This is a genomic window from Amycolatopsis mediterranei (genome assembly GCF_026017845.1).
GTDB lineage: Bacteria > Actinomycetota > Actinomycetes > Mycobacteriales > Pseudonocardiaceae > Amycolatopsis > Amycolatopsis mediterranei.
Map to the genome: position 1 here is coordinate 2950373 of NZ_CP100416.1, position 16815 is coordinate 2967187.

Consider the following 16815-nt stretch of genomic DNA (forward strand, 5'->3'; position numbering starts at 1 on the left):
TCTCATCGATCACGGGCAGGGCCCGAGCTTCGCACGGCCGGTGTGGGACGCGGGTTAGCGGGTCCGCACCACCTGGCCGCGGAAGACGGCGTCGAGGTCGTAGCGGGCCGGCTCCTCGAGCTGGCTGTAGTCGCACGACGCGGGTTCGCGGTCGGGCCGCCAGCGCTTGAACCGCGCGTTGTGCCGGAACCGCGACGGCATGCCGCCTTCGGTGTTCTCGTAGGCGACCTCGACGACGCGCTCGGGCCGCAGCGGTACCCATTCGTGCTCGGTGGCGCGCCAGCGGGTGATGCCGCCGGGGATGCGCTGGGCCTCACCGGTGGCCCGGCCGCCCCACGGGTGGTCCTCGCCGTCGGTGATCAGCGGCGCCAGCTCTTCGGCGAGTTCGCGGCGGCGGTCCTTGGGGAACGCCCCGACGGTGCCGACGTGGTGCAGCACGCCCTTTTCGTCGTACAGGCCGAGCAGGAAGGAGCCGACGAGTTCGCCCGGGCCGCCGTCGACGTGCCAGCGCAGGCCGGCGAGCACGCAGTCGGCGGTGCGCAGGTGCTTGTACTTGAGCATCACGCGCTTGCCGGGGGTGTAGGGCTCGTCGAGCGGCTTGCCGATGACGCCGTCGAGGCCGGCGCCTTCGAACAGCTCGAACCAGTGGCGCGCGGTGGCGGGATCGGTGGTCGCCGGGGTGAGCGGGAACCGGTCGCCGGCCAGTTCGGTGAGGCGTTCGCGGCGGACGGACGTCGGTTCGTCGAGCAGCAGGTCGTCCCCCAGGGCCAGGACGTCGAAGGCGACGAACTCGGCGGGCTGCTCGGCGGACAGCAGCGTGATCCGGCTTTCGGCGGGGTGGATGCGCTCGGTGAGGGCGTCGAAGTTCAGCCGTCCGTCGCGCGCGACGACGAGCTCGCCGTCGAGCACGACCCGCGGCGGCAGGGTGTCCAGCAGCCGCGCGACGGCCTCCGGGAAGTACCGGTTGAGCGGCTTTTCCGCGCGCGACTGCAGGTACAGCTCGTCGCCGTCGCGGAAGACGATGCAGCGGAAGCCGTCCCACTTCGGTTCGAACAGCAGGCCACCGGATTCGGGGATGGCCTTGGCGGGCTTGGCGAGCATCGGCTTCAGCGGCGGCTGCAGCGGTAGGGGCATGCCCGCATTCTGCGGAAAACCCCGGCTCAGCGCACGCGTTCGGCCGGGCTCGTGTCGAGTTCCATGCGGACCGCGGTGGGCAGCGACGCCAGGCCGAGTGATTCGCGGGCGCGGGTCAGCACGCGCGTGTCGAGGTCCGACCACACCCGCTTGAGGTCCGTGCCTCCGCGCAGCCACAGAGTGACGCGCAACGCCGGGGAAGTGCGCGAGCCGACCGCGCGGACGCGGGCCCGGCTGACGCCGTCGAGCTGCTCCGCGTCGGCCTGGACCGCGCCGGCGATCGCGGCCGCCGTGACCACCAGCTCCGCGCCTTCGGTGCGGTCGAGGTCCAGGTCGGGCCGAGGTTCCGGGCGCAGCGAGCGCAGGGCCCACCGCAGCCCGAGCACGAACAGGAGCACCCCGAGCGCGATCGCGGCGATGCGCGCCGGCGTCGCGTGGCTGCCGAGCCAGGTCACGGCGATCGGGTCCAGCAGCGGGCGGCGGCCGCGGAACTCGCCGAGCCCGCCGAGGCCGACCACCAGGGCCAGCGTCCCGCCCGCGAACGCCGGCAGCCCGACCAGGAAGGTCAGCGTGCGTTCGCCGGTGTACGACCGGGACAGTGCCTTCGCGGCGATCGTCTTGCTCATCGGCGGTCCTTCGGCGAGTCGACGACGACGGTCACCTTCGGCCGCCGCACCAGGGGGAGCTCGTCCAGCAGCGCCGACACCGTGGCGAGCAGGCGCGGCCGCAGCTCGCCTTCGGTCTCCAGGGTGCTCTTCGCGCGGACGCGGATGCGGCGGGCGCTCGCGGTGACCGACGCGCCCGCGACGTTGTCCTGCGCGCGCACGGTCACCCCGACCAGCCGGGCCAGCGAACGCGGTGACGTCGAGACGCTCACGTCGTCGGCCGGGTCCGTCAACCGCACCGCGCGGTTGCCGGCGGCGAGCGCGCACCCCACCAGGACCAGGCCCGCGGCGGCCAGCACACCGGCCCCGACGCGCACCGCGTAGGCGTCCCAGCCCAGCGACGCCAGCCCGGCCTGCCAGCGCGGCCAGGGCACCAGCAGCGGCGCCGAGCCCGGGCGCCACCAGTGCCAGCCGACTTCCAGGACCAGCAGCGCGCCGGCCGCGGCGAAGGCCAGGCCGAGCAGGGTGGCGAGGATGCGGACGAACGGGCGCACGGCTACCGCACCCTCGGCGCGACGTCCGGCAGCAGCGCGGACACCGTCACGGCCAGGGTCCGCACGCGGTAGCCGGTGAGCAGCTCGACCTCTTCGGTGACCTTCTCGCGCACGTCGCCGACCACCGCGCGGACCGCCGCCGGGTAGCGCAGGGCCAGGTCGAGCGCGAGGTCGACGTCGTTGTCGTGGCCGCCGACCTTCGCCTTCGGCCCCTTCTTGCCGTCCCGCGCCGTGCCCAGCACCTGGCCGGCCGCGTGCTGGGCGACCTTGCGGACCACGGCGTGCCCGATGGTGAGGGTGCCGCGCTCGGCCGGTTCGGCGAGCCCCCGCGGCAGCGCGGGGCTCACTTGTCGCGGCCCTTGCCGAACAGCTCGCCGAGGTCGAGTTCGCCGTCGAGGACCCGGCCGGCGACGAGGCCGATGATCCCGACGGCCAGGGTCACCAGGAACGCGGTGAACCCCTGGGTCGCGGCGAGGCCGAGGATCAGCCCGGCCAGGAGCCCGGTCTGCGTTGCGTTCACATGTCCTCCTTGGACGGGGTGGCTGGGACGCAGTGAATGACTCATTCCTGGCGTCGGACGTCATGAATGAGTCATTCATGGCGCCGCAGCGGGGGCGAACCCGCGTCGCGTGGTCATTCCACCCGCGTAGATTCGGGTTCTTCCTCGCCCGGCAGGAAGATGTCGTTGACCGCGATGTTCACCTCGATCACCTCGAGGCCGGTGATCTGCTCGACCGCGGTGATCACGTTGCGCCGCACCGCGCGGGCGACGTCGGTGATGCGCGCGCCGTACTCGACGACCACGTCGAGGTCGATCGCGGTCTGCTTCTCGCCGACCTCCACCGACACGCCGGTCGTGGTGACCGTGCCGGAGCCGGGGATCCGCTCCCGCAGCGCGCCGATCGCGCGGGACACCCCGCCGCCGCCCAGCGTGTGCACGCCGGCGATTTCGCGGGCGGCCAGGCCGGCGATCTTCTGCACCACCAGCGACGAGATCGTGGTGCGGCCGGCGGTGCCCTCTTCGTTGAGCGGGGTGACCGTGCCAGGGCTTTCGGTCCGTTCCGGGTGCATGCGTACGGGCTCCTCTCGGCGGGTTCTCGCCCTTACGATGCCCGGCGGCGCGAAACCCTCACGCAAGGTCCCCCGATCGGGTTAATCTCACCCCGGGTGGACGTCCACGACGTGCACGTTCACCACCGAGGCGACCCCCAGCTGCCGGGACAGCCCGGCGCTGATCTCCCGCCGGAGCGCTTCGGCGGCCGCGCCGGCGATGAGGCCGAACCGGACCGACACCAGCACCTGCACGACGCCGTCCTCGACGGCGACGGCCGAGATCCGCACGCCGAACGGGGCCCGGTCGGCGGCGATCGTCCGGGCCAGCCGGTCGACGACGCCCTCGGTGACCCGCAGCCGGCCGCTCTCGCCGGGGACCTCCACCGCCGTCCGCCGGCCGCGGGCGACGGCTCGCAGCACCCGTTCGACCAGGCCGGGCGGGGTCGGCACCCGGCGCCGGGCCGCGGCGCGCACGGCGTCCCAGCGGGGGTCGGACTCGGGGTCCTCGGCTTCGGTCATCACCGCTCCCTCAACTCGGCGAGCAGCGCCACCCTGGCCCGGTGCAGCCGGGAACGCAAGGCGCCGACGTTCACGTCGAGCACGTCGGCGACCTCTTCGTAGCTCAGCCCCTCCAGTTCGCGCAGCACGAGCGGGACGCGCTGGGACACCTCGAGCCTGCCGACCGCCCGCAGCACCGCGTCCACCTCTTCGGCGCGCACGACGCGGCCTTCGGGGCCGGGCACCGCCGCGGCGAACAGTGCGCTGTCCACAGTGGACTGCGGATCGGGGTCGTCGAGCGAGACCGTCGGACGGCGGCGGCGCAGCACGGCGAGCGCGCTGTTGGTGACGACGCGGTAGAGCCAGGTCGACACCGCCGACTCCTGCCGGAACCCGGCCAGTGACCGCCACGCGGCCAGCCACGCCTCCTGCACGACGTCCTCGGCCTCGGCCGCGCTGCCGGTGATCCGCAGCGCGACCCGGTACATCCGGGGCGTGTGTTCCCGCACCAGCGCGCCGAACGCGGTGTGGTCGCCGCCCGCGGCCCGGGCGAGCAGTTCGGCGTCGTCGATCACCCGGCGTCCCGGCGGTAGCGCAGGAACGTGAAGCCGTCCTCGACCAGGATCGACGCCAGCGCGAGCCGGCGCGCCGCGGCGGGCGCGGCCCCCGCGGCGATCCGGCCCGCGGTCCCGGCCACCAGCAGCGGCGCGACGGTCAGGCACAGCTGGTCGACGAGATCGGCGGCGACGAGCCGGGCGAACAGACCGGGCCCGCCTTCGCAGTCGACCCGGCGCAGGCCGCGGGCGGCCAGCAGGTCGAGGGCGCGGGGGAGGTCGACGTCTTCGGTGCCCGCCCGCAGGACCTCGGCCCCGGCGGCTTCGAGGGCGCGCGTGTCGGCGGTGTCCGTGGTGACCACGATCGGGGGGACGGCGGTTTCGGTGAACAGCCGGGAAGCCGGGTCGAGGTCCGCGGTGCGCGTGACGACGGCGATCGGCGGGACGCCGGTGAACCCGAGACGGCGTCTGCGCTCCAGGCGTTTCGGGCCCGCGACGACCCCGCGGTAGTTCTCGGCGCGGGCGGTCCCGGCGCCGACCAGGATGACGTCGGCGAGGTCGCGGCCGAGCAGGAAGACCTTGCGGTCGGCAGCGTGCGAGAGTCGCGCCGAGGTGGTGTCGATCTCGACGGCGCCGTCCGCGGACGCGACGAAGTTGACCTGCACCCAGGGTCTCGACAGGCCGGCCGGGTAGGCGTAGCTCTCCTCCAGGTCCGAACCGGTCAGTTCGCCCGTCCGATCGGGCCACACACGCTGCACCCGATCATCCCAGCACGGCCGTGAAACACGTCTCTACCGGGGACTGCGTCTTCTGGGGCCGAGCCCCCAGGCCCCCGCCGGTGGCAAGCCCCCGGACCCCCGCGTGTGGTTTCGTTGGCAGGCCATAGGCTCCTTGGTCATGCCCGCGCACCTGACCGGCCGCCGTCCCGAGCTGTCCGCCGACGAGCTGATCGGCGCGCTGGTGCCGCCGCCGCGCTTCGACGCCGTGCGGTTCGACACCTACCTGCCCGATCCCGACGAGCCCAGCCAGGCCGCCGCGGTCGAGGCCTGCTCGGCGTTCGCCGCGAAGGTGGGGGTGCGCCGTGAGAAGAAGCGGTTCAGGCTCTTCGGCGGGTCTCCGGAGCCGGCCGGGCCGATGGGGCTCTACCTCGACGGCGGGTTCGGCGTCGGCAAGACCCACCTGCTCGCCTCGACGTGGCACGCCGCGCCGTCGCCCAAGGCGTACGGCACGTTCGTCGAGCTGACCCACCTCGTCGGCGCGCTGGGCTTCGCCGAGGCCGTGCGGCGGTTGTCGGAGCACCGGATCCTGGCCATCGACGAGTTCGAGCTGGACGACCCGGGCGACACCACGCTGGTCACCCGGCTGCTGCAGGAGCTGATGGACGCCGGGGTGTTCGTCGCGGCGACGTCGAACACCCTGCCGGAGAAGCTCGGCGAAGGCCGGTTCGCCGCCGAAGACTTCCTGCGGGAGATCCAGACGCTGTCGGCCCGCTTCGGCGTGGTGCGCGTCGACGGGCCGGACTACCGGCACCGCGGCCTGCCGGACGCGCCGCCGCCGGTCTCGCCGGAGGAGCTGGAGTCGTCGGCCGCCGCGCACGACGGGTCCACTGTGGACGACTTCGACGCGCTGTGCGAGCACCTGGCTTCGCTGCACCCCTCCCGCTACGGGCGGCTGCTCGACGACGTCACCCGCGTGCACCTGCGCGACGTCCACCCGGCGCCGGACCAGAACGTGGCGCTGCGGCTGGTCGCCTTCGCCGACCGGCTCTACGACCGGGCCATCCCGCTGGTCGTGTCGGGCGAGCCGCTGCGGTCGCTGTTCACCGAGGAGATGGTGAACGGCGGCTACCGCAAGAAGTACCTGCGCGCGGTCAGCCGGTTGACGGCGCTGGCTCGGGACGCCGTGCCGGCCAGCTGAACAGCACCACCGCGACGGCGAAGAGCGTGCCGCCGGCGACGTCGGTGAGGTAGTGGTAGCCCATGCCGACGAGCCCCGCCGCGGCGGCGAGCAGCGTCACCGCGGACAGCACGGCCACGACGGCCCGGCGGGTGACCACGACGAGCACCGTCAGCACCGCCACCAGGCTCACCGTGTGGCCGCTCGGGTAGACCAGGGTGTCGTTCTTCCACCGGTCGTACAGGGGTTTCAGCACCAAGGTCGTCAGCAGGATGGCCAGCACCGGCACGGCGAGCGCGAGCGCGGCCTCCCGCCGCCGTCCCGCGCGCAGGCACAGGACGACCGCGAGCAGGCCCAGCGCGAGCACGACGTACGGCTCGGTCGGGAACACCAGCGCCCGCAGCACGCCGGGGCTCAGGTGCGCGACGGCCCGCGCGGCGGCGTCGTCGACCGCGCCGGGGGCCGTCCCGCCGGCGAACGGCAGGCCCAGCAGCAGTGCGAGCAGGCCGCACACGGCGGCCGGCACCCGGATCGTCCTCACCCGCGCGAGGGTAGCCGGGCCCCCGGGACCCGCCGGTGGCCGCGGGTGCGTCACGATGCGGGGATGCGGGTGACAGTCGCCGGGGCCGGGATCGTCGGGCTGAGCAGTGCGTACCGGCTGGCGGAGGCGGGGCACGACGTCACGGTCGTGGCGGCGGCCCCGCCGGCGGAGTCGACGTCGGCCGTCGCGGGCGGGGTGGTGTACCCGCCGGGCCGTGGTTCGGACGAGCGGATCGTGCGGTGGACCGCGGCGAGCCTCGCGGTGTTCCGCGGGCAGGACGCCCCGGGCGTGCGGTTCCGCCGCGGCCGGGTCCTGCTGCCGGCGGGCACGCCGGACCCGCAGTGGCTCCCGGCGGTGGAGGCCGCGGTCCGCGACGGCGACCGCGTCGAATTCACGACGGCGGTGGTCGACACGCCGGTGTACCTGGAGTGGCTGCGCGAGCGGGTGGCCGGGCTGGGCGTGCGGGTGGAGTACCGGACCCTGACGGCACTCTCGAGCCTGGCTGCGGACGTCGTGGTCAACGCGGCGGGCCTCGGCGCGGGTGCGCTGGCGGGCGACCGTTCGATGGTCCCGGTCGGCGGCCAGGTTGTGCACGTGACCGATCCGGGCCTGGCGGAGTTCGTGGTCGACGGGACGGGCCCGGGCATCACGTACGTGATCCCACACGGAGGCCACGTGGTGTGCGGCGGAACGGAGGAGCCGGGCCGCGCCGACACCGACCCGAACCCGGCCGTGACGGCGGACATCCTGCGCCGCTGCCGCGAGCTGGAACCGCGCTTGGCGGGCGCGGAGGTGCTGCGGTCGCTGGTGGGGTTGCGCCCGTTCCGGCGCGAGGTGCGGCTGGAGCGCGACGGCGACGTCGTGCACTGCTACGGCCACGGGGGAGCGGGGATCACCCTGGCCTGGGGTTGTGCGGCGGACGTCGCCGAGCTGGTCACGGCTGGATGAGCTCGGTGATGCCGCGGGCGCGGAGGTGGGCCGCGTCCGAAGCGCGGCTCTGCACCACGAACGCCACCCGCTTGCCTTCCGAAGCCAGCTTGAAGAACCGGTCGTTGCCGCGGGTCGGATCCGCGTCCGGCACCACGATCGCCGTCGTGCGCGGCTCGGGGGCCGGCGGGGTCCGGTCGAACTCCGCCGCCAGGTTCTTCAGCGCCTGGCCCGCGGGCTTCAGGCGGCGGTCGTTCGTGTACAGCCCCAGGTCGTACTCCAGCGGGTTCAGGTTCGGGACCAGGGCCGGGTTCACGTCGTGCGAGCACCACCAGGTGAAGCCCAGTGTGCGGGCGCAGGAGGCGGCGTTGCGGATCGACCGGGACAGCCACTCGCCGTACTGCGGGCGGGTTGCGTCGCTGAAGTGGATCGAGGGGGCCGCGCCGTCCTCCTGGATCCAGACCTGGCGCGCTGGGTCCGTCGCGTACGCCTGGGCCACCTGGATCAGGCGCTCCGCGTTGTGCGTGGCGAACGCGGCCAGCGGGTCCGTCTTCAGCGTGCCGAAGAACGACGTCCACGGGTGGATGGCCACCACGTTGCCCGCGTCCGCCAGCCCGGTGCGGGTGAAGTAGCGGCCGTTGTCCCACGGTGCCCGGTCGCAGCCGACCGTGTGCGCCTTGCCGGGCGCAACCTCCTCGGCGGTCGCGCACAGCGTGCGAGCCCAGGCGTCGGCCTGCTGCGGTGTCACCGGAAGCCCGGCGTAGGAGTCCCAGTAGTAGTACGGCTCGTTCGACAGGTCGAAGCCCAGGAACCGCGGGTGCCGGCCGATTCGCTCGGCGAGGGCCGTCAGCAGCGCGCGCTGCGCGTCGAGGGCCGCGGGGTCGGTGAACCAGTTGACCGGCTTCGGCGTCGTCTGCAGCCAGTTCGGTGTCCAGTAGCGGGCCGAGATGTGGCCGTTGAACACGGTGACCTCGACGTCCAGCCCGGCCGCGCCCGCCAGGTCGAGGAGCCGGTGCAGGCGGTCGAGCTGTTCGCCGCTCACCAGGTGCGGTTCCGGCTGGAAGGCCGGCCACAGCAGCATGATCCGGATGTGGTCGAGCCCGAGCGCGGCGATGTCGCCGAGGTCGCGGCGGAGGTCGGCCTCGCGCCAGTCCTCCCACAGGTGGAACCAGCGGGTCGGCGGCGTGTAGTTGACGCCCAGCCGGAACGCGCGGCGCCGGGGAGAGGCGAACGCGGGCGCCGCCGTGGCGGCCAGCGCCGTCGCGACCGCTCCGGTGAGCACCGACCGCCGCTTGAGATCCGTCACGCCGCCTCCCTCGCCGTCACCCGTTCACGAACATCTAGCACGGCGGGGAATTCGTTCTCCAGGCTTGACCGGCAACCTGTCCGGTCAGGTCCCCGAGAAGGCGGCGTGGTCGGCCTCCGTCCGGTCGGCGTACCGCACGGCGTACGCGCCCATCGCCTCGTCGAGCTCCGAGTCGTCGGCGAAGTAGCCCGAAAGCAGCTTGGGGTGCAGCGATCGCGTGTGGGCGCGGGCGAGCAGCGCTCCGGCCAGCCGGCCGTAGTCGTCGAGGTGGTCCTTCTCCAGCGCCGCCGGGTCGATGTCGCCCTTGAGGTTGCGGAACTGCCGGACGATGTACGGGAGGCCGTCGATCGTGGTCCAGCCGAGGAGGATGTCGGTCTCGGCCTGCACCAGCCGGGCGCCGTCGACGATCCGGCGGCCTTCGTGCGCCGCCTCCGGCAGGTCCAGGTACGGCGCCAGTGCGGGCCGCTGGGCCTGTTTCACCTGCAGCACCAGGTCTTCGTCGTCGTTGCCGTGCAATAGGGCGACGTAGCTGCGCAGCCCGACGCTGCCCGTGCCGACCACCCGGAAGGCGACGTCGGCGAGCCGGTAGCGCGCGATGAGCGTGCGCCGGGATTCCCGCAGGGTGTCCACATAGGACGCGAGGCCGGCCGCGACGGCCTCGGCCGTCCGCTCGTCGACGTGGGTCAGCACCGGCGGGTCCGCGACGAACCGGTGGCGGGCCAGGCCGGTCTCGTGGTCGTCGACGCGCTCGGTCCACCGCGCCGCCACCCTCGCGTGATCGTTCTTGCGGGCCTTCTCGGCCGCGTCGGCGAAGTCGTCGATCAGCTCGTCGGCGCGCGCCTTCGACAGCACCGACGAGTCCGGCAGCGCGTTCCAGCTTCGCAAGAACGGCAGCTCGGCCAGTGCGCGGATCGTCCGGCGGTAGGATTTCACGGCGTCTTCGGCGGCCTGGCGGCAGCCCGATTCGCGGATGCCGCCTTCGCGGCCGGCGAGCACGAGGCCGGCGGCGAGCCGCTTGAGGTCCCACTCCCACGGGCCCGGCACGGTCTCGTCGAAGTCGTTGATGTCCATCACGATCTTGCCCTCGGGCGTGCCGTAGAGCCCGAAGTTCGCCGCGTGCGCGTCGCCGCAGAGCTGCGCGCCGACCCCGGACGACGGCGTGCCGGCGAGGTCGGCGCCCATCAGCCCGGCCGCGCCGCGGAAGAACGTGAACGGCGAGGCCAGCATCCGCTCCCGCCGCAGCTCCACGAGTTCCGGCAGCCGCCCGGCGTTGGTGGCTTCGAAGTACTCGCGCGGCGACGGCCGGTCGTCGGCGGCCGCCGGGTGGTCGTGCGCCGCGGCCGGCGTCTTTGCGCGGAGCCGCTTCCCCTGTTCGTACAGCTCGGCCGGCGTCACGCTGTCGGTGCCGACCAGCGGCCGTTCTGCCCAGTCCCCTGATCCCATACCGGGCACAACGTCCGAAAGGGACGTTGTGCTCCCGGACGCGCGCCGACGGGGGGCGACGGTCAGTCCGGCGAGGTGGGCGCTCCTCGGCGGGGCCGAGGGGTGGCCGATCGGCCGAGCCGGGTCGGCTGCTCGATCGGGTGCCGGACGTTGTGCTCCCGGACGCCGCCGGGGCGGGAGGCTCACCCGGCGGCGTCCGGGTGGTTTCAGGGGCGGATGACCTCGGCGATCGCGTCGATGCCGCGGTCCAGCTCCTCGCGGGTGATCACCAGCGGCGGGGCGACGCGCAGCGTGCGCTCGTGCGTCTCCTTGCACAGCACGCCCCGCGCGATCAGCGCTTCCGACGCCGCCCGGCCCGAAGGACCGCCCGGGGCGATGTCGATACCGGCCCACAGCCCGCGGCCGCGGACCTCCGAGAGCCCGTGCCCGATCAGCGCGTTCAGCCGGTCGTGCAGGTGGGCGCCCAGTTCGGCGGCGCGCTGCTGGAACTCGCCGGTGTTCAGCAGCTTGACGACCGCGCGCCCGACCGCGCAGGCCAGCGGGTTGCCGCCGAAGGTCGAGCCGTGCTCGCCCGGCTTCAGCACGCCGAGGACGTCCCGGCGCCCGGCCACCGCGGACACCGGCAGGATGCCGCCGCCGAGGGCCTTGCCGAGGGTGTAGACGTCCGCGCGGACGCCCTCGTGGTCCAGCGCCAGCACGGTGCCCGTGCGCGCCAGCCCGGACTGGATCTCGTCGGCGATCAGCAGCACGCCGTGCTCGTCACAGGCGGCGCGGACGTCGGCGAAGTAGCCCTCCGGCGGCACGATGACACCGGCCTCGCCCTGCACCGGCTCCAGCAGCACCGCGGCGGTGCGGGGGGTGATCGCGTCGCGCAGCGCGGCCGCGTCGCCGTACTTCACCGTGACGAAGCCCGGGGTGAACGGGCCGAAGTCGGCGCGGGCGGTCTCGTCGGTGGAGAACGACACGATCGTGGTGGTCCGGCCGTGGAAGTTCGAATCGGCGACGATGATCTCGGCGGTGCCGTCCGGCACGCCCTTGACCCGGTGCGCCCACTTGCGGGCGATCTTGACCGCGGACTCGACGGCTTCGGCGCCGGAGTTCATCGGCAGCACCAGCTCGGTGCCGGTCAGCTCGGCCAGCTCGCGGCAGAACAACCCCAGCTGGTCGTGGTGGAACGCCCGCGACGTCAGCGTGACGCGCCCGAGCTGCTCGACGGCGGCGGCGACCAGGTCGGGGTGGCGGTGGCCGAAGTTCAGGGCCGAGTACCCGGAGAGGAAGTCGAGGTAGGACTTGCCCTCGACGTCGGTCACCGAGGCGCCGGCGGCTTCGGCGATCACGACGGGCAGCGGGTGGTAGTTGTGCGTGCTCCACCGCTCGTCGAGCTCGATGAAGCTCGCGGCAGAGGGGGCGGCGGTCTCCCGGCCGGCGAACGTCGTCATGTGTTCAGGTTAGAGGCAGAACACGCAGACTTCAGCCGGGAATCGTTGCTTTCACCCGGTGTTCGTTGCGCAATATGCACGTTACACCCCCGAAACAGTGCGTGCCGATTGACGGCCTGCTTGGTAAGTCGTAACTTACCGTTCGTGGCGACTTACGGAAGCGATCAGCTGGCCGCCCTCGCCGACCCTTCGCGCCGCGCCATCTTCGAAGCGCTGCGTGACGGGCCGCGCGCCGTCGGCGAGCTGGCCGCGGACCTGCCGATCAGTCGGCCGGCCGTCTCCCAGCACCTCAAGGTGCTCAAAGAGGCCGGCCTGGTCACCGACCGGGCGGTCGGCACCAAGCGGCTCTATCGGCTGGAACCGGCCGGGATCGCCGCCCTGCGCGCCTACCTCGACGGGATGTGGTCGGACGCGCTGAAGGCCTTCGCCGAGCTGGCGGAACAAACCGAAGAGGAGCAGTCATGACTTTGGAACCGATCCGCAAGAGCATCACCGTCGCGTGTTCGCGCGAGCACGCGTTCAAGACCTACACCGCAGCGTTCGACAGCTGGTGGCCGCGGCAGCACCACATCGGGGCCGGCGAGCTCGCCGAGGCCGTCCTCGAGCCGAAGGAAGGCGGGCGCTGGTACGAGCGCACGGTCGACGGCGCCGAGTGCGAGTGGGGCGAGGTGCTCGTCTGGGAGCCCCCTGCCCGGGTGGTCCTGTCCTGGCGGATCGACGGCGATTGGCGGATCGACCCGGACCCGGCGAACGCCAGCGAGATCGAGGTCAGATTCATCGAGGAGGGGCCGCGCAGCACCCGCGTCGAGCTGGAGCACCGGAACTTCGAACGACACGGCGAGACCGGTCCGAAGGTCCGCGAAGGCGTCTCCGGTGAGGGCGGGCACGGTGCCCTGCTGAAACTCTTCGCCGAGAAAGCCGCCGCCTGAACGAGTAGTTTCGGCGGATGGCCAAGAACGATGACGGAAGCCGGGTCCGGAACGCGCTGCGCGTCGGTGACGAGCTGCCGGACCCGGGTTCGGCCCCGGTCGGGCCCGGCAAGAAAGCCAAGGCCCTCGATGGGCTCGAGAGCGCGGGGGAGCGGCTGTCGGCGCTGCAGGAGGCGCTCTTCGCCGAGGGCGTCGGCGGGGGCACCCGCCGGGTGCTGCTCGTGCTGCAGGGCATGGACACCTCCGGCAAGGGCGGCACGGTCTCGCACGTGCTCGGCCTGGTGAACCCGATGGGTGTCCGGTACGCGGCGTTCAAGAAGCCGACCGCGGCCGAGCGGCGCCACGAATACCTGTGGCGGATCCGCAAGCAGCTGCCCGCGGCCGGGCAGCTCGGCGTCTTCGACCGCTCGCACTACGAGGACATCCTGGTCCCGCGCGTGTCCGGCCTGCTCACCGCGGACGAACGGCAGCGCCGCTACGCCGAGATCAACGCGTTCGAGCAGGAACTGGCCGACGCCGGGACCACCGTCGTGAAGGTGTTCCTGCACATCTCGCCGGAAGAGCAGCTCAAGCGGCTCAAGGCCCGGCTCGTCACGCCCGAGAAGCGCTGGAAGTACAACCCCGGCGACCTCGAGGCGCGTTCGCACTGGCCGGCCTACCAGGACGCCTACGCCGACATCTTCGAGAAGACGTCCACCGATCGGGCGCCCTGGTACGCGGTGCCCGCCGACCACAAGTGGTACCGGAACTGGGCCGTCGCCGAACTGCTCATCGAGACGCTGGCCGGCCTGAAGCCGCGGTTCCCCGAGCCGGACTACGACGTCGACGCCGAGCTGGCGAAGCTGAAGGGCGTTGGCGTATCCGCGTGATCGTCTGAAAGAGTGCGGGCGTGACCGATGTCGACGACCTCCCGTTCCTCCGCAAGCAGGCCCGGACCCAGCGCTTCACCCTCGGCGCGCCGAAGGAGTTCCGGGTCGCCCCGGACGGCTCCCGCGTGCTGTTCCTGCGCGCGGAGTCGGGCACCGACCCCCGGCACAGCCTCTGGTCGGCCGACCTGGCGACCGGCGCCGAGACGAAACTCGTCGACGCCGCCGAGCTGCTGCCCGGCGAAGAGGAACTGCCCGCCGAAGAGCGCGCGCGGCGGGAACGGGCCCGGGAGACCGGCGGCGGCGTCGTGCACTACGGCGTCGACGCGGTCTTCACCGTCGCGGTGTTCTCGCTCTCGGGCAAGCTCTACACCCTGGACCTCGCTTCGGGCGAGGTGACGCTGCGCGTCGACGGCGCGGTCATCGACCCGCGGCCCAGCCCGGCAGGCACGCACGTCGCCTACGTCCAGAACCGGCGGCTGCACGTGCTGGAGCTGGCCACCGGCGACGACCGCGTGCTCGTCGAGGAGGAGGGCGAGGACATCGCCTGGGGTCTCGCCGAGTTCATCGCCGCCGAGGAGATGGACCGCACCCGCGGCTACTGGTGGGCCCCCGACGGCCGCAGCATCCTGGCCGAACGCTCCGACCGCGGCCCGGTCCCGCGCTGGACCATCGCCGACCCGGCCAACCCGCAGCACCCGGCCAACGTCGTCGCCTACCCGGCCGCGGGCACCACGAACGCGCTCGTTTCCCTCGCGGTGCTCGGCCTGGACGGTTCGCGCGTCGACGTTGCGCCGGGCGACTGGGAGTACCTGGCCTCGGTGCACTGGTCGGCCGGCGGCGCGCCGCTGCTCGCCGTCCAGCCGCGCGACCAGAAGCGGATGGACGTCCTTTCGCTGGACGTCACCGACGGCTCGACCTCGGTCGTGCACACCGCGTCCGACCAGCACTGGATCGACATCGTCGGCGGCGTCCCGGCGTGGACGCCCGACGGCCGCCTGGTCACCGAAGGCATGGTCGACGGCGACCACCGGCTGTTCGTCGGCGGCGAGGCCGTCACCCCGGCCGGGCTGCAGCTGCGGGCCGTGCTCGACGTCGGCGACGAGCTCCTGTTCAGCGCGTCCGAAGACGACCCGACGCAGATCCACGTGTTCCGGACGGACGGCGCGTCGATTCGCCGTCTATCCACTGTGGACGGGGTGCACCACGGCTCCGGGAACGCGGCGGTCACCGTGCTGTCGTCGTGGAGCCTCGAATACAGCGGCCCGCGCGTCTCGGTGCTGCGGGACGGCGCGCCGGTCGCGTCGATCGAGGCGTCCACTGTGGACCCGGATATCGTACCGAACCTGACCTGGCTGACGCTGGGGGAGCGCGGCCTGCGCGCGGCGCTGCTCCTGCCGCGCGGGTACGAGCCGAGCGAGGGCAAGCTGCCGGTGCTGCTCGACCCGTACGGCGGCCCGCACGCCCAGCGCGTGCTGCAGAGCCGCAATGCGTTCCTGACGTCGCAGTGGCTGGCCGACCAGGGTTTCGCGGTGCTCGTCGCGGACGGCCGCGGCACGCCGGGCCGCGGCGCGGTGTGGGAGCGCGAAATCGCCGGTCGCCTCGCCGACGTCACCCTGCAGGACCAGGTCGACGCCCTGCAGGCGGCGGCCGCTCGGTTCCCGGAGCTGGATGTCGAGCGGGTCGCGATCCGGGGCTGGTCCTACGGCGGCTACCTGTCGGCGCTGGCGGTGCTGCGCCGGCCGGACGTCTTCCACGCGGCCGTCGCGGGCGCGCCGGTCACCGACTGGTCGCTGTACGACACGCACTACACCGAGCGGTACCTCGGGAAGCCGCAGGACGAACCGGAGAGCTACGCGCACAACTCGCTGATCGAAAGCGCGGCGGAGCTGAGCCGGGCGCTGCTGATCGTGCACGGGCTGGCCGACGACAACGTGTTCGTCGCACACTCGCTGCGGCTGTCGTCGGTGTTGCTGGCGAAGGGCCGCTCGCACGTCTTCCTGCCGCTGGCGGGCGCGACCCACATGACGCCGCAGGCCGAAGAGGTCGCGGAGAATCTGATGCGCACGCAGGTGGACTGGCTGCTGCGCGAACTGTCCGCCGTCGAGAAGGAGATTGCATGAGTCGCTGGGGCCTGACGATCCCGTTGACCGGGGTGCCGCTGACGGCGCACCGCGAACTGGTCGAACAGCTGCCGGACCTGGGCTACACGGACGCGTGGACGGCCGAGACGGCGGGTACGGACGCGTTCACGCCGCTCGTGCTGGCCTCGCAGTGGGCCCCGCAGCTGCGCCTCGGCACGGCGATCGTGCCGGTGTACACGCGCGGCCCGGGCCTGCTGGCGATGCAGGCGGCAACGGTCGCGGAGCTGGCCCCGGGCCGGTTCGTCCTCGGCATCGGCGCGTCTTCGCCGGTGATCGTCTCCCAGTGGAACGCGGCTTCCTTCGACGAGCCGTTCGCGCGCTCCCGGGACACGCTGCGCTTCCTGCGTTCGGCGCTGGCGGGCGAGAAGGTCAGCGAGAAGTACGAGACGTTCGCGGTGTCGAAGTTCCGGCTGGAGCGGCCCACGGACCCGCCGCCGTCGATCATGCTGGCGGCCCTGCGTCCGGGCATGCTGCGGTTGGCGGCGCGCGAGGCCGACGGCGCGATCACGAACTGGCTGGCGGCTTCGGACGTACCCCAGGTGCGTTCCGTCGTCGGCCCGGACGTCGAGCTGGCGGCCCGGATCTTCGTCTGCCCGACGGAGGACGCCGAGGCGGCGCGGGGTCTGGGCCGGATGCTGATCTCGAGCTACCTGACGGTCCCGGTGTACGCGGCGTTCCACGAGTGGCTGGGCCGCGGCGAGGCGCTGGCCCCGATGCACGAGGCCTGGGCGGCCGGCGACCGGCAGAAGGCGAACCAGGTGATCCCGGATTCGGTGGTGGACGAACTGGTGATCCACGGCAGCGTGGACTCCTGCCGGGAACAGGTTCAGTCCTATGTGGACAATGGGCTGACGACGCCGATCATCGCCCTGCTGCCGACCGGGGAGGACCCGTTCGAGCAGGTGCGCGGGTTGGCGCCGCGCTGA

At 73.0% G+C, this 16815-nt stretch carries 20 protein-coding genes; 7 read left to right on the forward strand and 13 right to left on the reverse strand.

What is annotated here, in order from left to right:
• Positions 1-54 precede the first annotated feature (54 nt).
• The 9 genes from ISP_RS14085 to ISP_RS14125 all read right to left on the reverse strand — a co-directional run bounded on the left by ISP_RS14085 (position 55) and on the right by ISP_RS14125 (position 5156).
• Positions 55-1134, reverse strand: a complete 1080-nt coding sequence (locus ISP_RS14085; protein WP_013224538.1) for an ATP-dependent DNA ligase — start codon at positions 1132-1134, stop codon at positions 55-57.
• A gap of 26 nt (positions 1135-1160) precedes the next feature.
• Entirely contained in the window at positions 1161-1760 is a 600-nt protein-coding gene (locus ISP_RS14090; protein ID WP_013224539.1) for a hypothetical protein, read from the reverse strand.
• Positions 1757-2293: a DUF6286 domain-containing protein gene (locus ISP_RS14095; protein ID WP_013224540.1), complete on the reverse strand. Its 537-nt coding sequence runs from the start codon at positions 2291-2293 to the stop codon at positions 1757-1759. The genes ISP_RS14090 and ISP_RS14095 overlap by 4 nt, the downstream gene beginning before the upstream one ends.
• A 2-nt stretch (positions 2294-2295) precedes the next feature.
• Positions 2296-2640 carry an Asp23/Gls24 family envelope stress response protein gene (locus tag ISP_RS14100; RefSeq protein ID WP_013224541.1) on the reverse strand — a complete coding sequence of 115 codons (345 nt, stop codon included), beginning with the start codon at positions 2638-2640 and terminating at the stop codon, positions 2296-2298.
• Positions 2637-2813, reverse strand: coding sequence for a hypothetical protein (locus ISP_RS14105; RefSeq protein ID WP_013224542.1), 177 nt, complete (start codon positions 2811-2813; stop codon positions 2637-2639). Before ISP_RS14105 ends, ISP_RS14100 begins: the two co-directional genes overlap by 4 nt.
• Before the next feature lie 113 nt (positions 2814-2926).
• On the reverse strand, positions 2927-3364 hold the full coding sequence (locus tag ISP_RS14110) for an Asp23/Gls24 family envelope stress response protein (RefSeq protein ID WP_013224543.1): 438 nt from the start codon (positions 3362-3364) through the stop codon (positions 2927-2929).
• An 87-nt stretch (positions 3365-3451) separates the two neighbouring features.
• A complete protein-coding gene (locus tag ISP_RS14115) occupies positions 3452-3865 on the reverse strand; it encodes a hypothetical protein (protein WP_013224544.1) in 414 nt (137 codons plus the stop codon).
• On the reverse strand, positions 3865-4419 hold the full coding sequence (locus tag ISP_RS14120) for an RNA polymerase sigma factor (protein ID WP_013224545.1): 555 nt from the start codon (positions 4417-4419) through the stop codon (positions 3865-3867). The genes ISP_RS14115 and ISP_RS14120 overlap by 1 nt, the downstream gene beginning before the upstream one ends.
• The gene (locus ISP_RS14125) at positions 4416-5156 is read right to left on the reverse strand and encodes a pyrimidine reductase family protein (RefSeq protein WP_013224546.1); all 741 of its coding nucleotides are present in this window, start codon (positions 5154-5156) and stop codon (positions 4416-4418) included. Before ISP_RS14125 ends, ISP_RS14120 begins: the two co-directional genes overlap by 4 nt.
• Positions 5157-5295: 139 nt before the next feature.
• On the opposite strand from ISP_RS14125, the gene zapE reads away from it, so the two are divergent.
• Positions 5296-6315 (forward strand): cell division protein ZapE, encoded by a 1020-nt coding sequence (zapE, locus tag ISP_RS14130; RefSeq protein WP_013224547.1) that lies wholly within the window; start codon positions 5296-5298, stop codon positions 6313-6315.
• Here the strand turns inward: zapE and ISP_RS14135 are convergent.
• Positions 6269-6820 carry a phosphatase PAP2 family protein gene (locus ISP_RS14135; protein WP_013224548.1) on the reverse strand — a complete coding sequence of 184 codons (552 nt, stop codon included), beginning with the start codon at positions 6818-6820 and terminating at the stop codon, positions 6269-6271. The two genes, zapE and ISP_RS14135, sit on opposite strands and share 47 nt — an antisense overlap.
• A 78-nt stretch (positions 6821-6898) precedes the next feature.
• Here ISP_RS14135 and ISP_RS14140 point away from each other — a divergent pair, with 78 nt between their 5' ends.
• Positions 6899-7783 carry an NAD(P)/FAD-dependent oxidoreductase gene (locus tag ISP_RS14140; RefSeq protein ID WP_013224549.1) on the forward strand — a complete coding sequence of 295 codons (885 nt, stop codon included), beginning with the start codon at positions 6899-6901 and terminating at the stop codon, positions 7781-7783.
• On the opposite strand, the gene ISP_RS14145 is transcribed toward ISP_RS14140, so the two are convergent.
• The 3 genes from ISP_RS14145 to rocD all read right to left on the reverse strand — a co-directional run bounded on the left by ISP_RS14145 (position 7770) and on the right by rocD (position 11950).
• On the reverse strand, positions 7770-9068 hold the full coding sequence (locus tag ISP_RS14145; RefSeq protein WP_013224550.1) for a glycoside hydrolase 5 family protein: 1299 nt from the start codon (positions 9066-9068) through the stop codon (positions 7770-7772). The genes ISP_RS14140 and ISP_RS14145 overlap by 14 nt on opposite strands.
• Positions 9069-9152: 84 nt before the next feature.
• Positions 9153-10511, reverse strand: a complete 1359-nt coding sequence (locus ISP_RS14150; protein WP_013224551.1) for a DUF2252 domain-containing protein — start codon at positions 10509-10511, stop codon at positions 9153-9155.
• A 206-nt stretch (positions 10512-10717) separates the two neighbouring features.
• The gene (rocD, locus tag ISP_RS14155) at positions 10718-11950 is read right to left on the reverse strand and encodes an ornithine--oxo-acid transaminase (protein ID WP_013224552.1); all 1233 of its coding nucleotides are present in this window, start codon (positions 11948-11950) and stop codon (positions 10718-10720) included.
• Positions 11951-12094: 144 nt separating this feature from the next.
• Between rocD and ISP_RS14160 the strand changes: the two genes are divergently transcribed.
• Genes ISP_RS14160 through ISP_RS14180 form a run of 5 tightly spaced genes read left to right on the forward strand, consistent with a single transcriptional unit; the run spans position 12095 to position 16815 of the window.
• Positions 12095-12415, forward strand: coding sequence for an ArsR/SmtB family transcription factor (locus ISP_RS14160; protein WP_013224553.1), 321 nt, complete (start codon positions 12095-12097; stop codon positions 12413-12415).
• Positions 12412-12879: an SRPBCC family protein gene (locus ISP_RS14165; protein WP_013224554.1), complete on the forward strand. Its 468-nt coding sequence runs from the start codon at positions 12412-12414 to the stop codon at positions 12877-12879. Before ISP_RS14160 ends, ISP_RS14165 begins: the two co-directional genes overlap by 4 nt.
• Positions 12880-12896: 17 nt before the next feature.
• Entirely contained in the window at positions 12897-13748 is an 852-nt protein-coding gene (locus ISP_RS14170) for a PPK2 family polyphosphate kinase (protein ID WP_013224555.1), read from the forward strand.
• 20 nt (positions 13749-13768) lie between these two features.
• Positions 13769-15868 carry a S9 family peptidase gene (locus tag ISP_RS14175; RefSeq protein ID WP_013224556.1) on the forward strand — a complete coding sequence of 700 codons (2100 nt, stop codon included), beginning with the start codon at positions 13769-13771 and terminating at the stop codon, positions 15866-15868.
• Positions 15865-16815, forward strand: a complete 951-nt coding sequence (locus ISP_RS14180) for an LLM class F420-dependent oxidoreductase (protein WP_013224557.1) — start codon at positions 15865-15867, stop codon at positions 16813-16815. Before ISP_RS14175 ends, ISP_RS14180 begins: the two co-directional genes overlap by 4 nt.

What these genes read in the sequence shown, in the direction of transcription:
- ISP_RS14085 (WP_013224538.1), bottom strand. Translation starts at nt 1,134, where the DNA reads ATGCCCCTACCGCTGCAGCCGCCGCTGAAGCCGATGCTCGCCAAGCCC.
- ISP_RS14090 (WP_013224539.1), bottom strand. Translation starts at nt 1,760, where the DNA reads ATGAGCAAGACGATCGCCGCGAAGGCACTGTCCCGGTCGTACACCGGC.
- ISP_RS14110 (WP_013224543.1), bottom strand. Translation starts at nt 3,364, where the DNA reads ATGCACCCGGAACGGACCGAAAGCCCTGGCACGGTCACCCCGCTCAAC.
- ISP_RS14115 (WP_013224544.1), bottom strand. Translation starts at nt 3,865, where the DNA reads ATGACCGAAGCCGAGGACCCCGAGTCCGACCCCCGCTGGGACGCCGTG.
- zapE (WP_013224547.1), top strand. Translation starts at nt 5,296, where the DNA reads ATGCCCGCGCACCTGACCGGCCGCCGTCCCGAGCTGTCCGCCGACGAG.
- ISP_RS14140 (WP_013224549.1), top strand. Translation starts at nt 6,899, where the DNA reads ATGCGGGTGACAGTCGCCGGGGCCGGGATCGTCGGGCTGAGCAGTGCG.
- ISP_RS14150 (WP_013224551.1), bottom strand. Translation starts at nt 10,511, where the DNA reads ATGGGATCAGGGGACTGGGCAGAACGGCCGCTGGTCGGCACCGACAGC.
- rocD (WP_013224552.1), bottom strand. Translation starts at nt 11,950, where the DNA reads ATGACGACGTTCGCCGGCCGGGAGACCGCCGCCCCCTCTGCCGCGAGC.
- ISP_RS14165 (WP_013224554.1), top strand. Translation starts at nt 12,412, where the DNA reads ATGACTTTGGAACCGATCCGCAAGAGCATCACCGTCGCGTGTTCGCGC.
- ISP_RS14170 (WP_013224555.1), top strand. Translation starts at nt 12,897, where the DNA reads ATGGCCAAGAACGATGACGGAAGCCGGGTCCGGAACGCGCTGCGCGTC.
- ISP_RS14180 (WP_013224557.1), top strand. Translation starts at nt 15,865, where the DNA reads ATGAGTCGCTGGGGCCTGACGATCCCGTTGACCGGGGTGCCGCTGACG.